19 protein-coding genes are annotated in these 18399 nt (G+C 63.6%); 16 read left to right on the plus strand and 3 right to left on the minus strand.

Annotation, left to right across the window (positions count from 1 at the left end; genetic code table 11):
* Positions 1-43 precede the first annotated feature (43 nt).
* The 9 genes from AC07Y9_RS22710 (at position 44) to AC07Y9_RS22750 (ending at position 7689) form a co-directional block, all read left to right on the plus strand.
* Positions 44-574: an RNA polymerase sigma factor gene (locus tag AC07Y9_RS22710; protein ID WP_172963020.1), complete on the plus strand. Its 531-nt coding sequence runs from the start codon at positions 44-46 to the stop codon at positions 572-574.
* A 119-nt stretch (positions 575-693) separates the two neighbouring features.
* A complete protein-coding gene (locus tag AC07Y9_RS22715) occupies positions 694-921 on the plus strand; it encodes a RebB family R body protein (RefSeq protein WP_007930328.1) in 228 nt (75 codons plus the stop codon).
* 18 nt (positions 922-939) lie between these two features.
* Positions 940-1647, plus strand: a complete 708-nt coding sequence (locus tag AC07Y9_RS22720; protein WP_087092330.1) for a hypothetical protein — start codon at positions 940-942, stop codon at positions 1645-1647.
* A gap of 93 nt (positions 1648-1740) precedes the next feature.
* On the plus strand, positions 1741-2205 hold the full coding sequence (locus tag AC07Y9_RS22725) for a hypothetical protein (protein ID WP_102680828.1): 465 nt from the start codon (positions 1741-1743) through the stop codon (positions 2203-2205).
* An 85-nt stretch (positions 2206-2290) separates the two neighbouring features.
* Positions 2291-2605 carry a RebB family R body protein gene (locus AC07Y9_RS22730; protein ID WP_009041621.1) on the plus strand — a complete coding sequence of 105 codons (315 nt, stop codon included), beginning with the start codon at positions 2291-2293 and terminating at the stop codon, positions 2603-2605.
* Between the two features lie 52 nt (positions 2606-2657).
* The gene (locus AC07Y9_RS22735; RefSeq protein WP_025808521.1) at positions 2658-2969 is read left to right on the plus strand and encodes a RebB family R body protein; all 312 of its coding nucleotides are present in this window, start codon (positions 2658-2660) and stop codon (positions 2967-2969) included.
* A gap of 444 nt (positions 2970-3413) precedes the next feature.
* Positions 3414-4856 carry an NADP-dependent succinate-semialdehyde dehydrogenase gene (gene gabD / locus AC07Y9_RS22740; RefSeq protein ID WP_009041623.1) on the plus strand — a complete coding sequence of 481 codons (1443 nt, stop codon included), beginning with the start codon at positions 3414-3416 and terminating at the stop codon, positions 4854-4856.
* A 186-nt stretch (positions 4857-5042) separates the two neighbouring features.
* Positions 5043-6320, plus strand: coding sequence for a 4-aminobutyrate--2-oxoglutarate transaminase (gabT, locus tag AC07Y9_RS22745; RefSeq protein ID WP_007930337.1), 1278 nt, complete (start codon positions 5043-5045; stop codon positions 6318-6320).
* A 139-nt stretch (positions 6321-6459) separates the two neighbouring features.
* Positions 6460-7689, plus strand: coding sequence for an HDOD domain-containing protein (locus AC07Y9_RS22750; protein WP_102680817.1), 1230 nt, complete (start codon positions 6460-6462; stop codon positions 7687-7689).
* Positions 7690-7973: 284 nt separating this feature from the next.
* Here AC07Y9_RS22750 and AC07Y9_RS22755 read toward each other — a convergent pair whose 3' ends face one another.
* Positions 7974-8966, minus strand: a complete 993-nt coding sequence (locus AC07Y9_RS22755; RefSeq protein WP_102680818.1) for a GGDEF domain-containing protein — start codon at positions 8964-8966, stop codon at positions 7974-7976.
* Positions 8967-9214: 248 nt separating this feature from the next.
* Complete coding sequence (desA, locus tag AC07Y9_RS22760) at positions 9215-10399, minus strand: delta-9 fatty acid desaturase DesA (protein WP_007921512.1); 1185 nt, start codon at positions 10397-10399, stop codon at positions 9215-9217.
* 145 nt (positions 10400-10544) lie between these two features.
* On the opposite strand from desA, the gene dibA reads away from it, so the two are divergent.
* The 6 genes from dibA to AC07Y9_RS22790 all read left to right on the plus strand — a co-directional run bounded on the left by dibA (position 10545) and on the right by AC07Y9_RS22790 (position 16940).
* Positions 10545-12464, plus strand: coding sequence for a phosphodiesterase DibA (dibA, locus tag AC07Y9_RS22765; RefSeq protein WP_102680819.1), 1920 nt, complete (start codon positions 10545-10547; stop codon positions 12462-12464).
* Positions 12465-12753: 289 nt separating this feature from the next.
* A complete protein-coding gene (gene oscA / locus AC07Y9_RS22770; protein ID WP_009041629.1) occupies positions 12754-12936 on the plus strand; it encodes a sulfur starvation response protein OscA in 183 nt (60 codons plus the stop codon).
* A gap of 154 nt (positions 12937-13090) precedes the next feature.
* The gene (locus AC07Y9_RS22775) at positions 13091-14101 is read left to right on the plus strand and encodes a sulfate ABC transporter substrate-binding protein (RefSeq protein WP_102680820.1); all 1011 of its coding nucleotides are present in this window, start codon (positions 13091-13093) and stop codon (positions 14099-14101) included.
* A 141-nt stretch (positions 14102-14242) separates the two neighbouring features.
* The gene (gene cysT, locus AC07Y9_RS22780; RefSeq protein WP_007921521.1) at positions 14243-15061 is read left to right on the plus strand and encodes a sulfate ABC transporter permease subunit CysT; all 819 of its coding nucleotides are present in this window, start codon (positions 14243-14245) and stop codon (positions 15059-15061) included.
* Positions 15062-15074: 13 nt separating this feature from the next.
* Positions 15075-15947 carry a sulfate ABC transporter permease subunit CysW gene (gene cysW / locus AC07Y9_RS22785; protein WP_007921522.1) on the plus strand — a complete coding sequence of 291 codons (873 nt, stop codon included), beginning with the start codon at positions 15075-15077 and terminating at the stop codon, positions 15945-15947.
* Positions 15948-15950: 3 nt separating this feature from the next.
* Positions 15951-16940 carry a sulfate/molybdate ABC transporter ATP-binding protein gene (locus AC07Y9_RS22790; protein WP_007921524.1) on the plus strand — a complete coding sequence of 330 codons (990 nt, stop codon included), beginning with the start codon at positions 15951-15953 and terminating at the stop codon, positions 16938-16940.
* 110 nt (positions 16941-17050) lie between these two features.
* Here the strand turns inward: AC07Y9_RS22790 and AC07Y9_RS22795 are convergent, their stop codons facing one another.
* Complete coding sequence (locus tag AC07Y9_RS22795) at positions 17051-17575, minus strand: Mpo1 family 2-hydroxy fatty acid dioxygenase (protein WP_007921526.1); 525 nt, start codon at positions 17573-17575, stop codon at positions 17051-17053.
* Positions 17576-17677: 102 nt separating this feature from the next.
* Between AC07Y9_RS22795 and AC07Y9_RS22800 the strand changes: the two genes are divergently transcribed.
* Positions 17678-18364 carry a Crp/Fnr family transcriptional regulator gene (locus tag AC07Y9_RS22800; protein WP_102680821.1) on the plus strand — a complete coding sequence of 229 codons (687 nt, stop codon included), beginning with the start codon at positions 17678-17680 and terminating at the stop codon, positions 18362-18364.
* Positions 18365-18399 lie beyond the last annotated feature (35 nt).

Below are 18399 nucleotides of genomic sequence, written 5' to 3' on the forward strand. Positions count from 1 at the left end.
AGAGACTGTCGACTCATCAAGGAATGCACAGGGAGTGCTGGCGATGGGATCTTTTCGTGAAGTGGCGGCGGTCGATCGGTTGTTCGAGGCAAGCTGGCGAGCGGTGTACCCCGAGCTGATGCGCCGGGCCAACCGGAGAGCCAGGGGCAACCTGGCCCTGGCCCAGGAGTGGCTGTCCAACACGGCCGTGAAAGCCCTGCTGTTCTTCAGGCGTTCCCCGGAACGCATACGAGAGCCGCAGGGTTTTCTGTTTCTGGTGCTGGACCATGTGTTTCTCGACAGCCTGCGGCGCAGCAAGCGTGAAGGGCAGCTATTCGATCATTCGATCGACCTTGAGCACGATCACCAGGCCCTTCTCGCCGCGCCTTGCCTATCGGTGTTCGAGTACACCGAGCGGTTCGAACGACTGGTGCAGTTGGGCAATCGCGTGGAGCAACTGCCATTGCTCCAGCGGCGGTTGTTTGAAATGCGCTTTGTCGAGGAATTGCCGTACCCGCAGATCGCCGCCGAGCTGGGCATCGCCCAGCCCCTGGTGCGCAAGCGCGTGCAGTTGCTGCGGGCGGCGCTGCGTTGACAGCGCTTTTGCGTTCACAGCCGTGGATGCCGGGCGTTCTTGTGTCATGAGCACCTGAAACCGTCGACGAGTTCACCGTCAGCGCGCCTGCGCTGGCGCCTTCCATCAAGGAGAGATGTATGCCAGAGGTCAACAGCCAGATTACCGACGCTGTAACGCAAACCAACGTCAAGGTGGTGGCCGAGGCGCCGGCCCAGGCCATTGCCTCGCTGTACCAGGTGGCCAGTCATTCGGCGGGGCTGTCCCTGCAGAACGCGGTCAACAGCCAGCAGGCGTTGAATCAGATCTCCAATGCGGTGATCTCCAAGGCGGTGTCGCTGATCATGCAGATCGGCGAGAAGCCTTGACGCCTGGGGAGATGCCTCATGTTCTGGTTCAAGAAAAAACCCGCTGCCGCCGTCGAGCCGGAGACTGACGCCACGTCGGCGACCGACCCCGAGGCGGTTGATCCCAAGCCAAGCGATACCGAACCGCGCAATCCCAGGCCGAGCAATCCCGAAGCCGCCGAGCCTACGGCTGCGGGGCCCCAGGTTGCCGATCCCACCCCAGCGGGCGACTCCCCGCCACCGAGTACTCCCAGCAAGTCGCCGCGCACGGTGATGGACCGCATGAACGACTACATGATGGTCCAGGTCGCGGCGCCGCCGACCGGCAGCACCGATGCGCTGAACAGCCAGATCGTCGAGGCGGTGCAGTTCACCAACGCGCAGACCTTCAGCTACGCCCCGGCGCAGATCGCCATTGCCCCGGACATGATGATCAGCCAGGCCGCCGGCCTGGTCGCGCAATCGGCGGCGGGCTATTTCGACGGGGTCAGCAAGCTGGCGCTGGCGGCCCAGGCGGTATTGCTCGAGCAGATGACGAAAAACATCGTCGAGAACCATCCCGAAAAAGCCGCCGAGGACGCCTTGGGCGCCCTGGCCACCGATCTGCTGGTGGGGGCGGCCGCCGCCGTTGCCGCGGCCGCCGGCGCCCTGGAGGCGACAGCGGCGGGTATTGCCATCGACAAGATCGACGAGAGCATCGCCAAGTACAGCAACACCCTGGCCAATCGCGGCGCGCCGCCGTCCTGAGTCACGCCGTCCTGGCGTCATGAGCACCCGGTCCCGGAGCCCCACCGGGACTGGGCAGCAGCACGTTCTTTAATGAGCAAGGAGGAGGCCGAGATGCCCCAGGAAAATTCCGACTCGCTAGCGAGTCTTTATCAATTGGCCGATGCGCTCAACCTGAGCCTGTCCCCGGGCGAAAAGCAGATTCTCGAAGCCTGGATGCGCAGCGAGCCGCGCACGGGTGTCATGGAGCGGGTGCTCAACCAGACCCAGCACCTGATCGAGAGCGAGAGACAACGCACCCGCGACTTGATGGAGCAGGCCAGGGTCAGCGAAAGCAGCCTGCTGGGCAGTCCTCAGCAGCGCGAAGCGGTGATCCGCCAGTGGCTGGCGGCCAAGCAACAGGCGACGGTTATCGATGCGCCGGAGGAGCCTGTGCGGATGCTCAGCAGCGCGCAGAACCAACTGATCCGCCAGACCGTCGAGGAAGCCGTGCAAGCGCGGATGCTGGGGCTGGTGCAGCAGGTCGAGGCGGTGCTTTCCCGTATCGACCAGGCAGGCGACGCGCCGGAGGACCCTTGAGCATTTGCTCGTTCACAGCCTGTGTTTTGCCACGTTCATTGGTTAACACGGAACCCGCCGTGTACTAAACAAAGGAAGTTGAACCATGCCATTAGTCAACGAGCAAATTACCGACGCGGTCACCCAGACCAACGTCAAAGTGGTGGCCGAATCCCCAGCGATGGCGATGAGCACCATCTACCAGTCCATGGGCCAGGCCACGGCGATTCTGTTCCAGAACGCTGTTTCCGCCCAGCAGCAGCAAAATACCCTGGCCCAGGCCGCCACCAACCAAGGCGTGATGCAGATCTACAGCGTCGATACCACCGCCGGCGCGGCGGCGACCGAAAAAGTCGCCCAGGGCGGCGTGGCCGACAACCTGACCAGCCTGCTGACAGTCCTCAAATCGTTCAACCCTTGATCGGGCGAGCGCTAACGGAAGTTGTTCTTTCTTGAAATAAGGAGTTTCACCTATGAGTACAGTCAGTCCGCAAATCACCGACGCCGTGACCCAGACCAACGTCAAGGTCGTGGCCGAAGCGCCGGCCATGTCGATGGGCACCATCTACCAGTCCCTGGGGCAATCCGTAGCGATCCTGTTCCAGAACTCGGTCTCGGCCCAGCAACAGCAAAACACCCTGGCCCAGGCGGCGACCAACCAGGGCGTGATGCAGATCTACAGCGTCAACACCACCGCAGGCGCGGCGGCCACCGAAAAAATGGCCCAGGGCGGTGTCGGCGACAACCTCGCCAGCCTGCTGACGATCCTCAAGTCGTTCACCTAAGGCCTGGCCCTGGAACAACCCCGCAGCCTTCCGGCTGCGGGGTTTTTTGCGTTTGGCACGCCCACCCCCCTGTAGGAGCGAGCTTGCTCGCGATAAAGAACGCCCATTCGACACCCATGTCGACCGCCAGGCCGCCATCGCGAGCAAGCTCGCTCCTACAGAGGGGGCAATCGCAGGGACGGTGTCGTTGATCCGAAAGATTCTGCCAAAGCGGCGTTTTCGTTCTTTTTTTCGAACAGCCTATTGCCCTGTCCCCTGGTTGACCCTAGGATTCGTTTGAGATTTCAAACGCTCTTGTCTGAGAGCCGATCCGCCCGTCTATTCTGACAGGCGCTATTTCTGTGCTTGAGCCCGGTAACAGTTTTTCCTGACGGCAGCCTGTCAAGGCGCCTTTCAACAATCACAATTCGCTCCGCCCCGCGCGGTGCTGTTAAGGAAACCGACATGCAGCTTAAAGACGCCCAGTTGTTCCGCCAGCAAGCCTTCATCGATGGGGCTTGGGTCGACGCGGATAACGGCCAGACCATCAAAGTGAACAACCCGGCCACGGGCGAAATCCTCGGCACCGTGCCGAAGATGGGCGCTGCCGAAACCCGTCGTGCCATCGAAGCCGCCGACAAGGCCCTGCCGGCCTGGCGCGCGCTGACCGCCAAGGAGCGGGCGACCAAGCTGCGTCGCTGGTATGAGCTGCTGATCGAAAACCAGGACGACCTCGGTCGCCTGATGACCCTGGAGCAGGGCAAGCCACTGGCCGAAGCCAAGGGCGAAATCGCCTACGCCGCCTCCTTCATCGAATGGTTCGCCGAAGAAGCCAAGCGCATCTACGGCGACGTGATTCCCGGCCACCAGCCGGACAAGCGCCTGATCGTGATCAAGCAGCCGATCGGCGTGACCGCGGCCATCACCCCGTGGAACTTCCCGGCGGCGATGATCACCCGTAAAGCCGGCCCGGCCCTGGCCGCTGGTTGCACCATGGTGATCAAGCCGGCCTCGCAGACCCCGTTCTCGGCCCTGGCCCTGGTCGAGCTGGCGCACCGCGCGGGCATTCCGAAAGGCGTGCTGAGCGTGGTCACCGGCAGCGCCGGCGACATCGGCGGCGAGCTGACCAGCAACCCGATCGTGCGCAAGCTGTCCTTCACCGGCTCGACCGAAATCGGTCGCCAGCTGATGGCCGAATGCGCCAAGGACATCAAGAAGGTTTCCCTGGAGCTGGGCGGCAACGCGCCCTTTATCGTGTTCGACGACGCGGACCTGGATAAGGCCGTCGAAGGCGCGATCATCTCCAAGTACCGCAACAACGGTCAGACCTGTGTCTGCGCCAACCGCCTGTACATCCAGGATTCGGTCTACGACGCCTTCGCCGAGAAGCTCAAGGTCGCGGTGGCCAAGCTGAAAATCGGCAACGGCCTGGAAGAAGGCACCACCACAGGTCCTCTGATCGACGAAAAAGCCGTGGCCAAGGTCCAGGAACACATCGCCGACGCCCTGGGCAAAGGCGCGACCCTGTTGGCCGGTGGCAAGCCGATGGAAGGCAACTTCTTCGAGCCGACCATCCTGGTCAACGTGTCGAAAGACGCGGCCGTGGCCAAGGAAGAAACCTTCGGTCCGCTGGCGCCGTTGTTCCGTTTCAAGGACGAAGCCGAAGTGATCGCGATGTCCAACGACACCGAGTTCGGCCTGGCCTCGTACTTCTACGCTCGCGACCTGGGCCGTGTGTTCCGTGTGGCCGAAGCCCTGGAATACGGCATGGTCGGCGTCAACACCGGGTTGATCTCCAACGAAGTCGCGCCGTTCGGCGGTATCAAGGCCTCGGGCCTGGGCCGTGAAGGTTCCAAGTACGGTATCGAGGATTACCTGGAAATCAAATACCTCTGCCTGGGCATCTGATACCCGCGCCAAGGCATGGTTTTAAACGCCAGGGGCACGAGAGCGCTGTCCCCTGGCGTGCTGTAAACGATATTTCAGTAGTGGCCGGGATAGCCGGGGCAGTCGATCATCGCATGCTGCCGCGGTTGCCTCCCCGCCACGTCATCCTTGAACCACGCCGACCGATGAGCGGCGAATGAGGACACTATGAGCAAGACCAACGCATCCCTGATGAAACGCCGTGAAGCCGCCGTACCGCGCGGTGTTGGCCAGATTCACCCGATCTTCGCCGACTCCGCGAAGAACGCCACGGTAACCGACGTTGAAGGTCGCGAGTTCATCGACTTCGCCGGCGGTATCGCCGTACTCAACACCGGCCACCTGCACCCGAAAATCGTCGCCGCGGTGACCGAGCAGCTGAACAAGCTGACCCACACCTGCTTCCAGGTCCTGGCCTACGAGCCTTACGTGGAACTGTGCGAAAAAGTGAACGCCAAGGTGCCGGGCGATTTCGCCAAGAAAACCCTGCTGGTGACCACCGGTTCCGAAGCCGTGGAAAACTCGGTGAAGATCGCCCGTGCCGCCACTGGCCGCGCCGGCGTGATCGCCTTCACCGGCGCCTACCACGGTCGCACCATGATGACCCTGGGCCTGACCGGCAAGGTCGTGCCTTACTCGGCCGGCATGGGCCTGATGCCAGGCGGCATCTTCCGCGCGCTGTACCCGAACGAGCTGCACGGTGTGAGCATCGACGATTCGATCGCCAGCATCGAGCGCATCTTCAAGAACGATGCCGAGCCACGTGACATCGCCGCGATCATCATCGAGCCGGTACAGGGCGAAGGCGGTTTCTACGTCGCGCCTAAAGAGTTCATGAAGCGTCTGCGCGCCCTCTGCGACCAGCACGGCATCCTGCTGATCGCCGACGAAGTGCAGACCGGCGCTGGCCGTACCGGCACCTTCTTCGCCATGGAGCAGATGGGCGTTGCCGCCGACCTGACCACCTTCGCCAAGTCCATCGCTGGCGGCTTCCCGCTGGCCGGTGTCTGCGGCAAGGCCGAATACATGGACGCCATCGCGCCAGGCGGCCTGGGCGGCACCTACGCCGGTAGCCCGATCGCCTGCGCCGCGGCCCTGGCCGTGATGGAAGTGTTCGAGGAAGAGCACCTGCTGGACCGTTGCAAGGCGGTCGGCGAGCGTCTGGTGACCGGCCTCAAGGCCATCCAGGCCAAGTACCCGGTAATCGGCGACGTGCGTGCCCTGGGCGCGATGATCGCGGTCGAGCTGTTCGAGAACGGCGACAGCCACAAGCCGAACGCGGCCGCCGTGGCACAGGTTGTTGCCAAGGCGCGCGACAAGGGCCTGATCCTGCTGTCCTGCGGCACCTACGGCAACGTCCTGCGCGTGCTGGTTCCGCTGACCTCGCCGGACGAGCAGCTGGACAAGGGCCTGGCGATCATCGAAGAGTGCTTCTCCGAACTCTGATCCCGCCTGTGACCTGATTGACAAAAAGACCCGCCTCGGCGGGTTTTTTTGTGCCGATAGAGGCTGCGCAGTGCATTTGCGCTGTATGGAAGGCTCGGCATTGACTAAGGTGCAAAGGATTGCCCAGGGAGCGTGCTGCATGACTGCTGTGGATTTACCCGCTGTACCGCGAGTGTTGATTGCCGAGGCGGACCCTTGGTCGCGCGATTTGCTCAAGCAGGTGTTGTTGAATGTACGTTGCGACGCGCGGCTGGACGTGTGCGCCGACGGTCAGGAAGCCCTGCAGCTGCTGGCCGAAAACCCCTATGACCTGGTGATTGCCGACTGGGAGCTGCCCGGTGTCGACGGCCTGGGCCTGCTGCGCAGCGTGCGCCAGCGCAAGCGCAACCCGGTGCTGCCGTTCATCCTCATGAGCAGCCGCAACGACAGCGCCAGCGTGCGCGAAGCCCTGCCGCTGGCGCCGACGGCCTACCTGACCAAGCCGCTGAACATGGAAGGCCTGACCCAGCGCCTGCAGGACCTGCTGCTGGACCCCGGCCAGGAAGTGTCGTGCGAGGTGCCGACCCTGGCGCCGGGCATGACCCTGTGGACCTTTCTCGAGCGCCGCCGCGAGCTGGCCGACGGCGCGCCGTTGCTCGCCGATGTGCAACTGGCGGTGAAGCGCAGCCTCAACCCCGACGGTCTCGACCTCAAGCTGCTGGAAGAAGAGGTGCGTACCGACCCGCAGATCAACGCGGTGCTGATCGCCGCGGCCAACAGCGCCGCCCAGCACCATGGCAGCGCGGTGCAGACCCTGGCCCAGGCCCTCCACCGGCTGGGTACCGGGCAGAGCATGAACCTGATTCTCGGCCTGGCGCTCAAGCGCAGCGCGCGCCTGAGCGACCCGGCCCTGGGCGATTACGCCGAGCGTTACTGGGAGCTGTCGCTGCACACCGCGGAATACGGCCGGACCCTGGCCCGCTTGCTGGACCTGGACCAGGAGCGCTGCTATTGCGCCGGCATGCTGCATCGCCTGGGGGACCTGGCGCTGCTGCGTTGCCTGCAAGAGTGGAAGCAGGCCGGTGGCGCGCTGGACGACATGGAAGAGATCGGCGATGCCCTGGCACAGTTCGGCGCGGCCTATGGTTCGGCCTTGCGCACCCGCTGGCGCCTGCCGCTGGAGCTGCGCGAGCTGATTGCCTCGGCCTACCAGCTCGGTGGCGGGGTTTATTCCCGCGAGGCCCTGGTGATGAACCTCTCCGCCCAGCTCGCCCGCCTGCGGCCATCCGAGGGCCTCGAAGAGCTGGCCGACAGCAAGACCGCGCGCCTGCTCAAGATCGGCCTGCCGGAGCTGGTTCGCCTGCGTAAAACCGATACGCGAGAAGCGTGAGGACGCCGCGCAATCCTGTAGCCGCTGCCTAGCCTGCGAGGCTGCGATCGGCGGCGCAGCCGCCGCAAAACCAGCGCACGCGGTGTACCTGATGTAACGCGGAGCCTGCTTTGCGATGGCTGCGCCATCGTTCGCAGCCTCGCGTTGCTCGGCAGCGGCTACAGGTGCGCAGCCGGCTGAGGTGCTGAGCTTTCGCAGTACCTCTTTTCGCAGCTCTTATTGCGTTTGGCCAATTCATGACCCCCCGTACCTCGGCAGCGGCTACGGTGGGTTGCAGTTGCGACCTACCCCGAAACGATCCGGTTCTTGCCCTGGCGCTTGGCTTCGTACATCGCCGCGTCGGCGCGGGCGAAGAGGCTGTCGAGGTTTTCGTCGTCGGCGGTGAGGCTGGTCAGGCCCTGGCTGACGGTGATGCTGAACTGCTCCTCGCCATGGTTGAAGGTCAGGCGCTGGATTTCCCGCTGCAGGCGTTCGGCAACCTGGCGCGCCATGTCCGGGGCGCAACCGGGGAATAGGGCGGCGAATTCCTCGCCACCGATACGCCCGAACAGATCGCCACGGCGCAGGGTCGCGCGGCCGGTCTCGGCGATGCGTTGCAGGACGTTATCGCCCTCGGGGTGGCCGTAGGTGTCGTTGACCACCTTGAAGTCATCGATATCCAGCAGCAGGAAGGCCAGCGGCGTGCCTTGCTGACACGCCTGCTCGAATTCGCGGTTGGCGCATTCGAAGAAGTGCCGGCGGTTGCTGCTCTGGGTCAGCACGTCGGTGGTGGCCAGGCGTTGCAGCTCGGTTTCCAGGTGCTTTTTCTCGGTGATGTCCTCGGCCAGGCCGACGATAATCACCCGGTCCCCGGGGGCGGCATTGCGATTGATGAAGCACTTGTCGCTGAGCCAGCGGACCTGGCCCTGGGCATCGATGATGCGGTATTCGCGGTCTTCCACCGCGCCTTTTTCCAGCACCTGGGCCAGGGTCCGCTCGGCGTATTCGAGGTCGTCGGGGTAGACGCTGTCGCGCCATTCGTTGGCGTCGGCCAGCAGCAGGCCGGCGGAGCGGCCGAAAATGCGTTCATACGCCGGGCTGACATACAGCACCTGGCGGGCTTCCCAGTCGAAGGCCCAGAGCACGGCATTGACGCTGACCAGCAACGAGCTGAACAGCTGTTCGCGTTCTGTCAGCCGGGCGACCTCGCCCTGGGCATGCATCAGCGCCATCAGGGTTTGCGCGGCCTCGGGCCACTGGGGAAAAGCGGATGGGAGTTGTGGGTTCTTGTTGACCATCGGCACCGATCTCAAAGCGCTCGCCGCTCGGGAAACGAAGCGGCCACGGAAAGCCCGCCTGGATGGCGAAGTGTTGCTTGAGATAGGGGATTGGCGACGAAGTTCCCGTTTGCCGCGGTCTGGGAGCCGGCAGCCGCTGGGCGGTCACGGTGGCGCGGAGGACGGGCTGGAGCTCATGGGGCGGGGAGGGCAGCGAAGCCCACCCGCCACGGCAGCCGGGCTTGCCATGGCAGGTGAACGGGCCAGCGTCAGAGGCTGGCGGGACGCAGCGAGTAGGTTTTCAACTGGCTGGCGAAGTCGCGCAGCGATTGGATCCCGCTGGCCTCGGCTTCGTGGACCCAGTCCTTGATCGCCGCCAGCATGTCGTGGCCGTTGGAGCTGGTCTTGGCCCAGATCTGCTGCAGCGCCAGGCGCTTTTCGTAGATCACTTTCAGGGCCTGGCTGTGCTCCAGCATGTTCTGGATACGCGCATGGTGGCGCTCTTCCAGCAGGCTGGTCTCCCGCGACAGCAGGCGCTTGGCGCGATGGAACTGGTGGCGCACCGAGTGATCGACCTTGTCCAGCTCCTGCTTGACCAGCGGCGCGATCACCAGCTTGCGGTACTGGGCCATGATCTGGAAACGGTTGTTGAGGATCGCCATCGCCGTGTCCATGTCCAGGTGGCCCTTGCCTTCGACCCGGTGGGCGATCGGCGCGACCCGCTGCACCTTGGCCAGGCGCAGGAAGCTGAACACCTTGATCCAGGCCCAGCCCAGGTCGAACTCCCACTTCTTCACCGACAGCTTGGCCGAGTTGGGGTAGGTGTGATGGTTGTTGTGCAGCTCTTCGCCGCCGACCAGGATGCCCCAGGGCACCAGGTTGGTGGCCGCGTCGCGGCATTCGAAGTTGCGATAGCCGACCGCATGGCCCAGACCGTTGATCACCCCGGCGGCCCAGACCGGGATCCACATCATCTGGATCGCCCAGATGGTGATGCCGATGGTGCCGAACAGCAGCAGGTCGATCACCGCCATCAGCGCCACGCCGCCCAGCTTGTAGCGTGAGTAGAGGTTGCGTTCGATCCAGTCGTCCGGGCAGTTCTTGCCGTAGATGCGCAGGGTTTCCGGGTTTTTCGCCTCTTCGCGGTACAGCTCGGCGCCTTTGCGCAGCACCGTGGACAGGCCCTTGATCACCGGGCTGTGGGGGTCATCCTCGGTTTCGCATTTGGCGTGGTGCTTGCGGTGGATGGCGGTCCACTCGCGGGTGTTCTGCGCCGTGGTCAGCCACAGCCAGAAGCGGAAGAAATGTTTCAGGCCGGCATTGAGCTCCAGGGAGCGGTGGGCTGAATAGCGATGCAGGTAAACCGTGACGCCAACGATGGTCACGTGAGTCATTAACAGGGTGACTGCCACCAGTTGCCAGGCCGACAAGCCAAGAAAACCTTCGTACCACATAGGCTGTAGGGCCCTCGATAAAGAAAAAACAGCAGTCGCATTATCACCGAGCCCACAGAGAAAACCAGTCGCCCTTTCAGATAAGAGTGGCGAGATGTTTCTTCCTCTATAATCCCAAGCTTTCCGTAAGGACATTGACGACCTTATGTCGGTTTCTTCCCGCGACGCTTTGCGCGCAGCCTTGCTCTATCTCTTGTTGTCTGTGGTGTGGTTGCAGCTCAGTGGTCATTTATTGAGCAGTTTCTTCGATGAGTCGAACGATCTGGCGCGCTGGCAACTGATCAACGGGTATCTCTGGGCCCTGGTCAGCGCGGTCCTGATCTTCATCGCGCGGGGCCGTCTGCTGCGTTTGCTGGGTGCCGACTCCTGGCTGCATCACCAGCGCGAGGACCGCGAGCGTCTGCGCCAGGCGGCCGCCGTGTTCGATTGCACCCGCGAAGGGGTGCTGGTCAGCGACCGCCGGGGCCAGATCGTCCACGTGAACCGTGCGTTCATCGAGATCACCGGCTATCAGCGCGACGAGGTGCTGGGCCGCCAGCCGAGCCTGTTCAAGTCCGGGCATCACACGGCGGATTTCTACCAGGCCATGTTCGATTCGCTGAGCGCCACGGGCGAGTGGAGCGGCGAGATCTGGAACCGGCGCAAGTGCGGCGAGATCTACCCGCAGTGGCAGACCATCCGCGCCATCCGCGATGACGACGGCCTGCTCAGCCACTATGTCGCGGTGTTTTCCGACATCAGCGCGATCAAGGATTCCGAGCACGAACTGGCCCACCTGGCGCACCACGACCCGCTGACCGACCTGCCCAATCGCCTGCTGTTCACCGACCGCGCCGAGCAGGCCCTGGCGTCGGCGCAGATCCACAAGCGCGGCTGTGCGCTGCTGATGGTCGACCTGGATCACTTCAAGATGATCAACGACAGCCTCGGACACAATATCGGCGACCGCCTGCTCAAGGCCGTGGCCCAGCGCCTGCAAGGCATGTTCGGCCCGGGTATCACCCTGGCGCGGCTGGGCGGTGACGAGTTCGCGGTGCTGGTCGAGAGCTGCGCGCAGCCGGGGCAGGCCGCGGTGCTGGCGCAGCGCATCATCGACGGGGTGAAGCAGCCTTTCCTGATGGACGAGAACCAGCTGTTCATCAATGCCAGCATCGGCATCAGCCTGTTTCCCAGCGATGCCCTGAGCGCCGAGCAACTGCTGCGCAATGCCGACACGGCGCTGTTCAAGGCCAAGAGCGCCGGGCGCGACAGTTACGCGCTGTACACCGAGGAACTGACGGCCCACGCCCAGCAACGGGTGGAAATTGCCTTCGAATTGCGCCGCGCCCTGGAGCAGCAGGAGCTGCGGGTGTTCTACCAGCCGGTGCACGACCTTGCCAGCAGCCGCCTGGTCGGGGTTGAGGCGCTGGTGCGCTGGGAGCATCCGCAACGCGGCCTGGTACCGCCTGGGGAGTTCATTCCGATTGCCGAGCGCGCCGGGCTGATCGCCGAGATCGATGCCTGGGTCATGCAGCAGGCCTGCCGGCAGATGTGCCAATGGCAGGCGGAGGGCATGGCGTTGTCGTTCGTCGCGGTGAATGTCTCCAGCCGCCTGTTCGCCCGCCGCGAGCTGTACCAGCAGGTGGCCCAGGTGCTGCACGACACCGGCCTGGACCCGGCCTACCTGGAGCTGGAAGTCACCGAAAGCGCGGTGATGGAAGACCCGGAAGTCGCCCTGGAGCAGATGCACCGCCTGCGCGAACTGGGGCTGCGCCTGGCCATCGACGACTTCGGCACCGGTTATTCCTCGCTGCTGCGGCTCAAGCGCCTGCCGGTGCAGAAGCTGAAGATCGACCAGGGTTTTGTCGCCGGCCTGCCGGGGGACGAAGACGACGCGGCGATCTCCCGGGTGATCATCGCCCTGGCCCAGAGCATGGGCATGCAGGTGCACGCCGAAGGCATCGAACAGGTGGAACAGGCGCGCTTCCTCCTCGACCAGGGCTGCGACCTGGGCCAGGGCTACTGGTTCGGCCGCCCGGTGCCGGCGGCGCAACTGCAATGGAACCGGGCGCCGCAAATTCACTGATCCTGTCGAGGCATCGCGGGCAGGCGCTCGTTTCTGTAGGAGCGAGGCTTGCCCGCGATGGCGTCCTGTCTGATGCACCGTGGTGCCTCGATCGCGAGCAAGCTTCGCTCCTACAGAGGCGGGTTGGTGGTGCAATCTCACGCAACCCCGCGTCAATTCAAATAATTTCTTCTGGTTATATAAACATTCTTAAATAGTATTTTTAAGAATATCTGCGCCTATCTACTATTGCCCTCACGCCGCAAGCAGTGCCGCCACTGCCAGGCACATCTCATTCAGGAGCAACACCATGAGCGCATCTCTTCGTAGCGTTGACGGCCAGGACGAACAAACCATCTTGCGCGAGATTCAAAGCGCATTGCGCGACCTGCGTTTCGGCGCGGTGGAAATCACCGTGCACAACGCCCAGGTCGTGCAGATCGAACGCAAGGAAAAATTCCGCCTGCAAAACCCCGGCAACAAGCCAAGCTGAATTTCGCACCACCTCTCGCACGAGAGGCCCGACTGGACCACCGGAGGGCGTCATCCATGACCCCCAGCCTGAACCCCAGCGTTCGCCCACGAATGCGGGCCTGATTCGCCATAAGAAAAATGCCAGCACATTAAAAAATTTCGGGAGCTCCATCATGTCGTCGATTCGCCGTTATGCCCTGGCCGCCCTCGCCAGCGCCGTTTTTGCCGGTTCCGCCGTTGCCAAGGATTACGAGTTGCTCAACGTGTCGTACGACCCGACCCGCGAGCTGTACCAGGACTACAACAGCGAATTCACAAGCTTCTGGAAAAAGGAACACCCGGGCGACAACGTCAAGATCCAGCAATCCCACGGCGGCTCGGGCAAGCAGGGCCGCGCGGTGATCGACGGCCTGCGCGCCGACGTGGTGACCCTGGCGCTGGCCGGCGACATCGATGAAATCGCCAAGCTCGGCAAGACCCTGCCGGCCGACTGGCAAACACGCCTGCCGGATGCGAGCACGCCCTACACCTCGACCATCGTGTTCCTGGTGCGCAAGGGCAATCCCAAGGGCATCAAGGACTGGGGCGACCTGATCAAGAAAGACGTGTCGGTGATCACGCCGAACCCGAAAACCTCCGGTGGCGCCCGCTGGAACTTCCTCGCCGCCTGGGCCTATGGCCTGAAAGCCGGTGGCAGCGAAGCCAAGGCCCAGGAATACGTGAAAGAGCTGTTCAAGCACGTACCGGTACTGGACACCGGCGCCCGCGGCTCGACCATCACCTTCGTCAACAACGGTCAGGGCGACGTGTTGCTGGCCTGGGAAAACGAAGCTTTCCTGGCGCTGAAGGAAGACGGCGGCGCCGACAAGTTCGACATCGTGGTGCCTTCGCTGTCGATCCTCGCCGAGCCGCCCGTGGCGGTGGTGGACAAGAACGCCGAGAAAAAGGGCAACACCGAGATCGCCGAGGCCTACCTCAAGCACCTGTACAGCCCGGCTGGCCAGGAGATCGCGGCGAAGAACTTCTATCGTCCACGGGACAAGGACGTCGCGGCCAAATACGCTCAGCAGTTCCCCAAACTGGACCTGGTGACCATCGACAAGGACTTCGGCGGCTGGAAAACTGCCCAGCCGAAATTCTTCAACGATGGCGGGGTGTTCGACCAGATCTACCAGGCGCAGTAAGCAACACTACCTGTAGGAGCGAGCTTGCTCGCGAAGATCGTCAACGATAACGCGTACATTCTGATTGAGCGCGGTGCCCTTGAGTTCTTCGCGAGCAAGCTCGCTCCTACAATGGTATCTACCCGCTAACCAAGGACTTTTATGTCGCGTCGTATCTCCCCCGTCATACCCGGCTTCGGGCTGACGCTGGGCTACACCTTGGTGTACCTCAGCCTGATTGTGCTCATACCCCTGGCGGCGATGTTCGTGCATGCCGCCCAACTCACCTGGGATCAGTTCTGGGCCATTGTCTCGGCGCCGCGGGTCCTCGCCGCGCTCAAGCTGAGCTTCGGCACGGCGCTGTACGCGGCGATCATCAATGGCGTGATCGGCACGCTGCTGGCCTGGGTGTTGGTGCGCTACAGCTTTCCTGGGCGCAAGATCATCGATGCGATGATCGACCTGCCGTTCGCCTTGCCCACCGCGGTGGCCGGTATTGCGCTGACCGCGCTGTACGCGCCGACTGGCCTGGTCGGCCAGTTCGCCACCGACCTGGGTTTCAAGATCGCCTACACCCCCCTGGGCATCACCCTGGCGCTGACCTTCGTCACCCTGCCGTTCGTGGTGCGCACCGTGCAGCCGGTGCTGGCCGACATTCCCCGTGAGGTCGAAGAAGCCGCCGCCTGCCTCGGCGCCAAGCCCTGGCAGGTGTTCCGCCACATCCTGGTACCGGCGCTGCTGCCGGCCTGGCTGACCGGTTTTGCCCTGGCCTTTGCCCGGGGCGTCGGCGAGTACGGCTCGGTGATCTTCATCGCCGGCAACATGCCGATGAAAACCGAAATCCTGCCGCTGCTGATCATGGTCAAGCTCGACCAGTACGATTACACCGGCGCGACCTCCATCGGCGTGTTGATGCTGGTGGTTTCCTTTGTCCTGTTGCTGCTGATCAACCTGTTGCAGCGGCGCATCGAACGACCTTAAGGAGGCGCGAACCATGTCCCAATCGTCCATTTCCGCAGCCTCTTCGGCCAACGCCGACCGTCGTGGCAGCGCCACCTCGCGGCGCATCCTGATCGGCCTCGGCTGGCTGATCTTCGCCCTGTTCCTGCTGCTGCCGCTGTTTATCGTGGTGTCCCAGGGGCTCAAGCTCGGCCTCGGCGCGTTCTTCGCCGCGATCTTCGAGCCGGACGCGCTGTCGGCCCTGAAGCTGACGGTGATCGCCGTGCTGATCTCGGTGCCGCTGAACCTGGTGTTCGGCGTCAGCGCCGCCTGGTGCGTGAGCAAATACACCTTCCGCGGCAAGAGCATCCTGGTGACCCTGATCGATTTGCCGTTCTCGGTCTCGCCGGTGATCGCCGGCCTGGTCTATGTGCTGATGTTCGGCGCCCAGGGCCTGTTCGGGCCGTGGTTGCAGGATCACGATATCCAGATCGTGTTCGCCCTGCCGGGCATCGTCCTGGCGACCATCTTCGTCACAGTGCCCTTCGTCGCCCGTGAGCTGATCCCGCTGATGCAGGAGCAGGGCACCCAGGAAGAGGAAGCCGCGCGGCTGCTGGGGGCCAACGGCTGGCAGATGTTCTGGCATGTGACCGTGCCGAACATCAAGTGGGGCCTGATCTACGGCGTGGTGCTTTGCACCGCGCGGGCCATGGGTGAATTCGGCGCGGTGTCGGTGGTTTCCGGGCACATTCGCGGGGTGACCAACACCCTGCCGCTGCACGTCGAGATCCTCTACAACGAATACAACCACGTCGCCGCGTTCGCCGTCGCGAGCCTGTTGCTGATCCTGGCGCTCTTCATCCTGCTGCTCAAGCAGTGGAGCGAAAACCGTATCAACCGCCTGCGCGCCAGCGCCGCGGAGGAATGAATCATGTCGATCGAAGTCCGTAACGTCAGCAAGAACTTCAACGCCTTCAAGGCCCTGAACAGCATCAACCTGGACATCCAGAGCGGCGAGCTGGTGGCGCTGCTGGGCCCGTCCGGCTGCGGCAAGACCACCCTGCTGCGGATCATCGCCGGCCTGGAAACCCCGGACGCCGGCAGCATCGTGTTCCACGGCGAGGACGTCTCCGGCCACGACGTGCGCGATCGCAACGTCGGTTTCGTGTTCCAGCACTACGCGCTGTTTCGCCATATGAGCGTGTTCGACAACGTCGCCTTCGGCCTGCGCATGAAGCCGAAGAACCAGCGCCCGAGCGAAAGCAAGATCGCCGAGAAGGTCCATGAGCTGTTGAATATGGTGCAGCTGGACTGGCTCGCCGACCGCTACCCGGAACAGCTGTCCGGTGGTCAGCGCCAGCGGATCGCCCTGGCCCGCGCCCTGGCGGTGGAGCCGAAAGTGCTGCTGCTGGACGAACCCTTCGGCGCCCTGGATGCCAAGGTGCGCAAGGAGCTGCGGCGCTGGCTGGCGCGGCTGCACGAAGACATCAACCTGACCTCGGTATTCGTCACCCACGACCAGGAAGAAGCCATGGAAGTGGCGGACCGTATCGTGGTGATGAACAAGGGCGTGATCGAGCAGATCGGCTCGCCGGGCGAGGTGTACGAGAACCCGGCCAGCGACTTCGTCTACCACTTCCTCGGCGACTCCAACCGCCTGCACCTGGGCGAGGACCACCATGTGCTGTTCCGCCCGCACGAAGTGTCGCTGTCGCGCTCCGAACTGGCCGACCACCACGCCGCCGAAGTGCGCGATATCCGTCCGCTGGGCGCCACCACCCGGGTGACCTTGAAGGTCGAAGGGCAGAGCGAACTGATCGAGGCCGAAGTGGTGAAAGACCATGACAGCCTGGTCGGGCTGGCCAAGGGCGAGACGTTGTTCTTCAAGCCCAAGGTCTGGCAGAAGGTCGCCAATATCTAAAAGCCGAAAGCATCGCGAGCAAGCTCGCTCCTACAATGATCCGGGGATGACCCATGAACTTATGGTCAACCCCATCCCTTGTAGGAGCGAGCTTGCTCGCGATAGCCATTTCAAACAGCGGCACGCTTCGGATTGACCCGCACCCCTCCCACCCGCGCCTCGATCTCATGCTTGAGCGCCTGGCGCAGCCCCAGCAGAAACGCCAGCTCCGCCACCACGAACAACGGCCCGACGATCAGCCCCGAGACGTCATCGACAAAGGCCGGCTTGCGTCCTTCGTAGTAATGGCCGACGAACTGGATCACCCAGCCGATCACGAACATGCCCACCCCGCTGGCCAGCCAGACCAGGGTGCTTTGCTGCGCCAGCCCATGGCCGGCCCACACCGACAGCCCCATCAGCAGCGTCATCAGCAGGCCCAGGCGCAGTTCCAGGCGCAGGTAGAACGCGCACGACGCCAGCGCCAGCAGCAGCGCCGGCGACAGCCACAGCCCGGCGACCGGCCAGGCGGGGCGCGACAGCAGCACCGCGACGGCCAGCACAATCAGCGGAATGCCGATAAAGTGGCTGGCGATGTTGCGCGGATCACGGTGGTAGGCGGCGTATTGACTGAGATGGTCGACGAGGCTTTTCATTGTTGTTCCTCCTGTAGGGTGATCGAATCATGCCCTGCGCCGGTCGCCGGTTCTGTCGGCTAGGCGACAATCGGCTCGCTGCCCGTTTGGATAACGCTATCGATGAAGATGCAGGTCTGGCGTGAGCGCCTGATGAGTGGCCAGTGGTTCAGCCGCTTGCCCGTTCAATTACAGAATAGTCTGCTGGCCAATGCCCGTTTGCGCTCGCTGGCGCCGGGCCAACGGCTGTTCCAGCGCGGCGATCCGCCCTGCGGCCTGTACGCGGTGCTGGAAGGCACGGTGCGCATCGGCGCGGTCAGCGAGGAGGGCAAGGAGGCGCTGTTGAGCCTGGTGGAGGCGCCGCACTGGTTCGGCGAGATATGCCTGTTCGACGGCCAGCCGCGCACCCATGACGCCTATGCCGTGGGCCCGTGCAGCCTGCTCAATGTGCCCCAGGCGGCGCTGCTCGAACTGCTGGACGAACACCCGCAATACTGGCGGCAGCTGGCGCTGTTGATGAGCCATAAACTGCGCCTGACCTTTATCAACCTCGAACAGCTGAGCCTGATGCCGGCCCCGGCGCGGGTGGCCAACCGGCTGTTGATGATCGCCCGCGGCTACGGCGAGACCGACACCCCGCGGCGGGTCCTGCACCTGCCCCAGGAGCAACTGGCGCTGCTGCTGTCGCTGTCGCGCCAGACCACCAACCAGATCCTCAAGGACTTGCAGGGGCAAGGCATTCTCAAGCTGGGTTACGGCGAGATTGAGATCCTCGACGAAGCGCGGTTGCGGGTATTGGCCGGAGTTTGACCTGCAGATCGCGATGAGGCCGGCCTTACCACCGC

The sequence above is a fragment of the Pseudomonas sp. GW456-L12 genome (assembly GCF_059424045.1).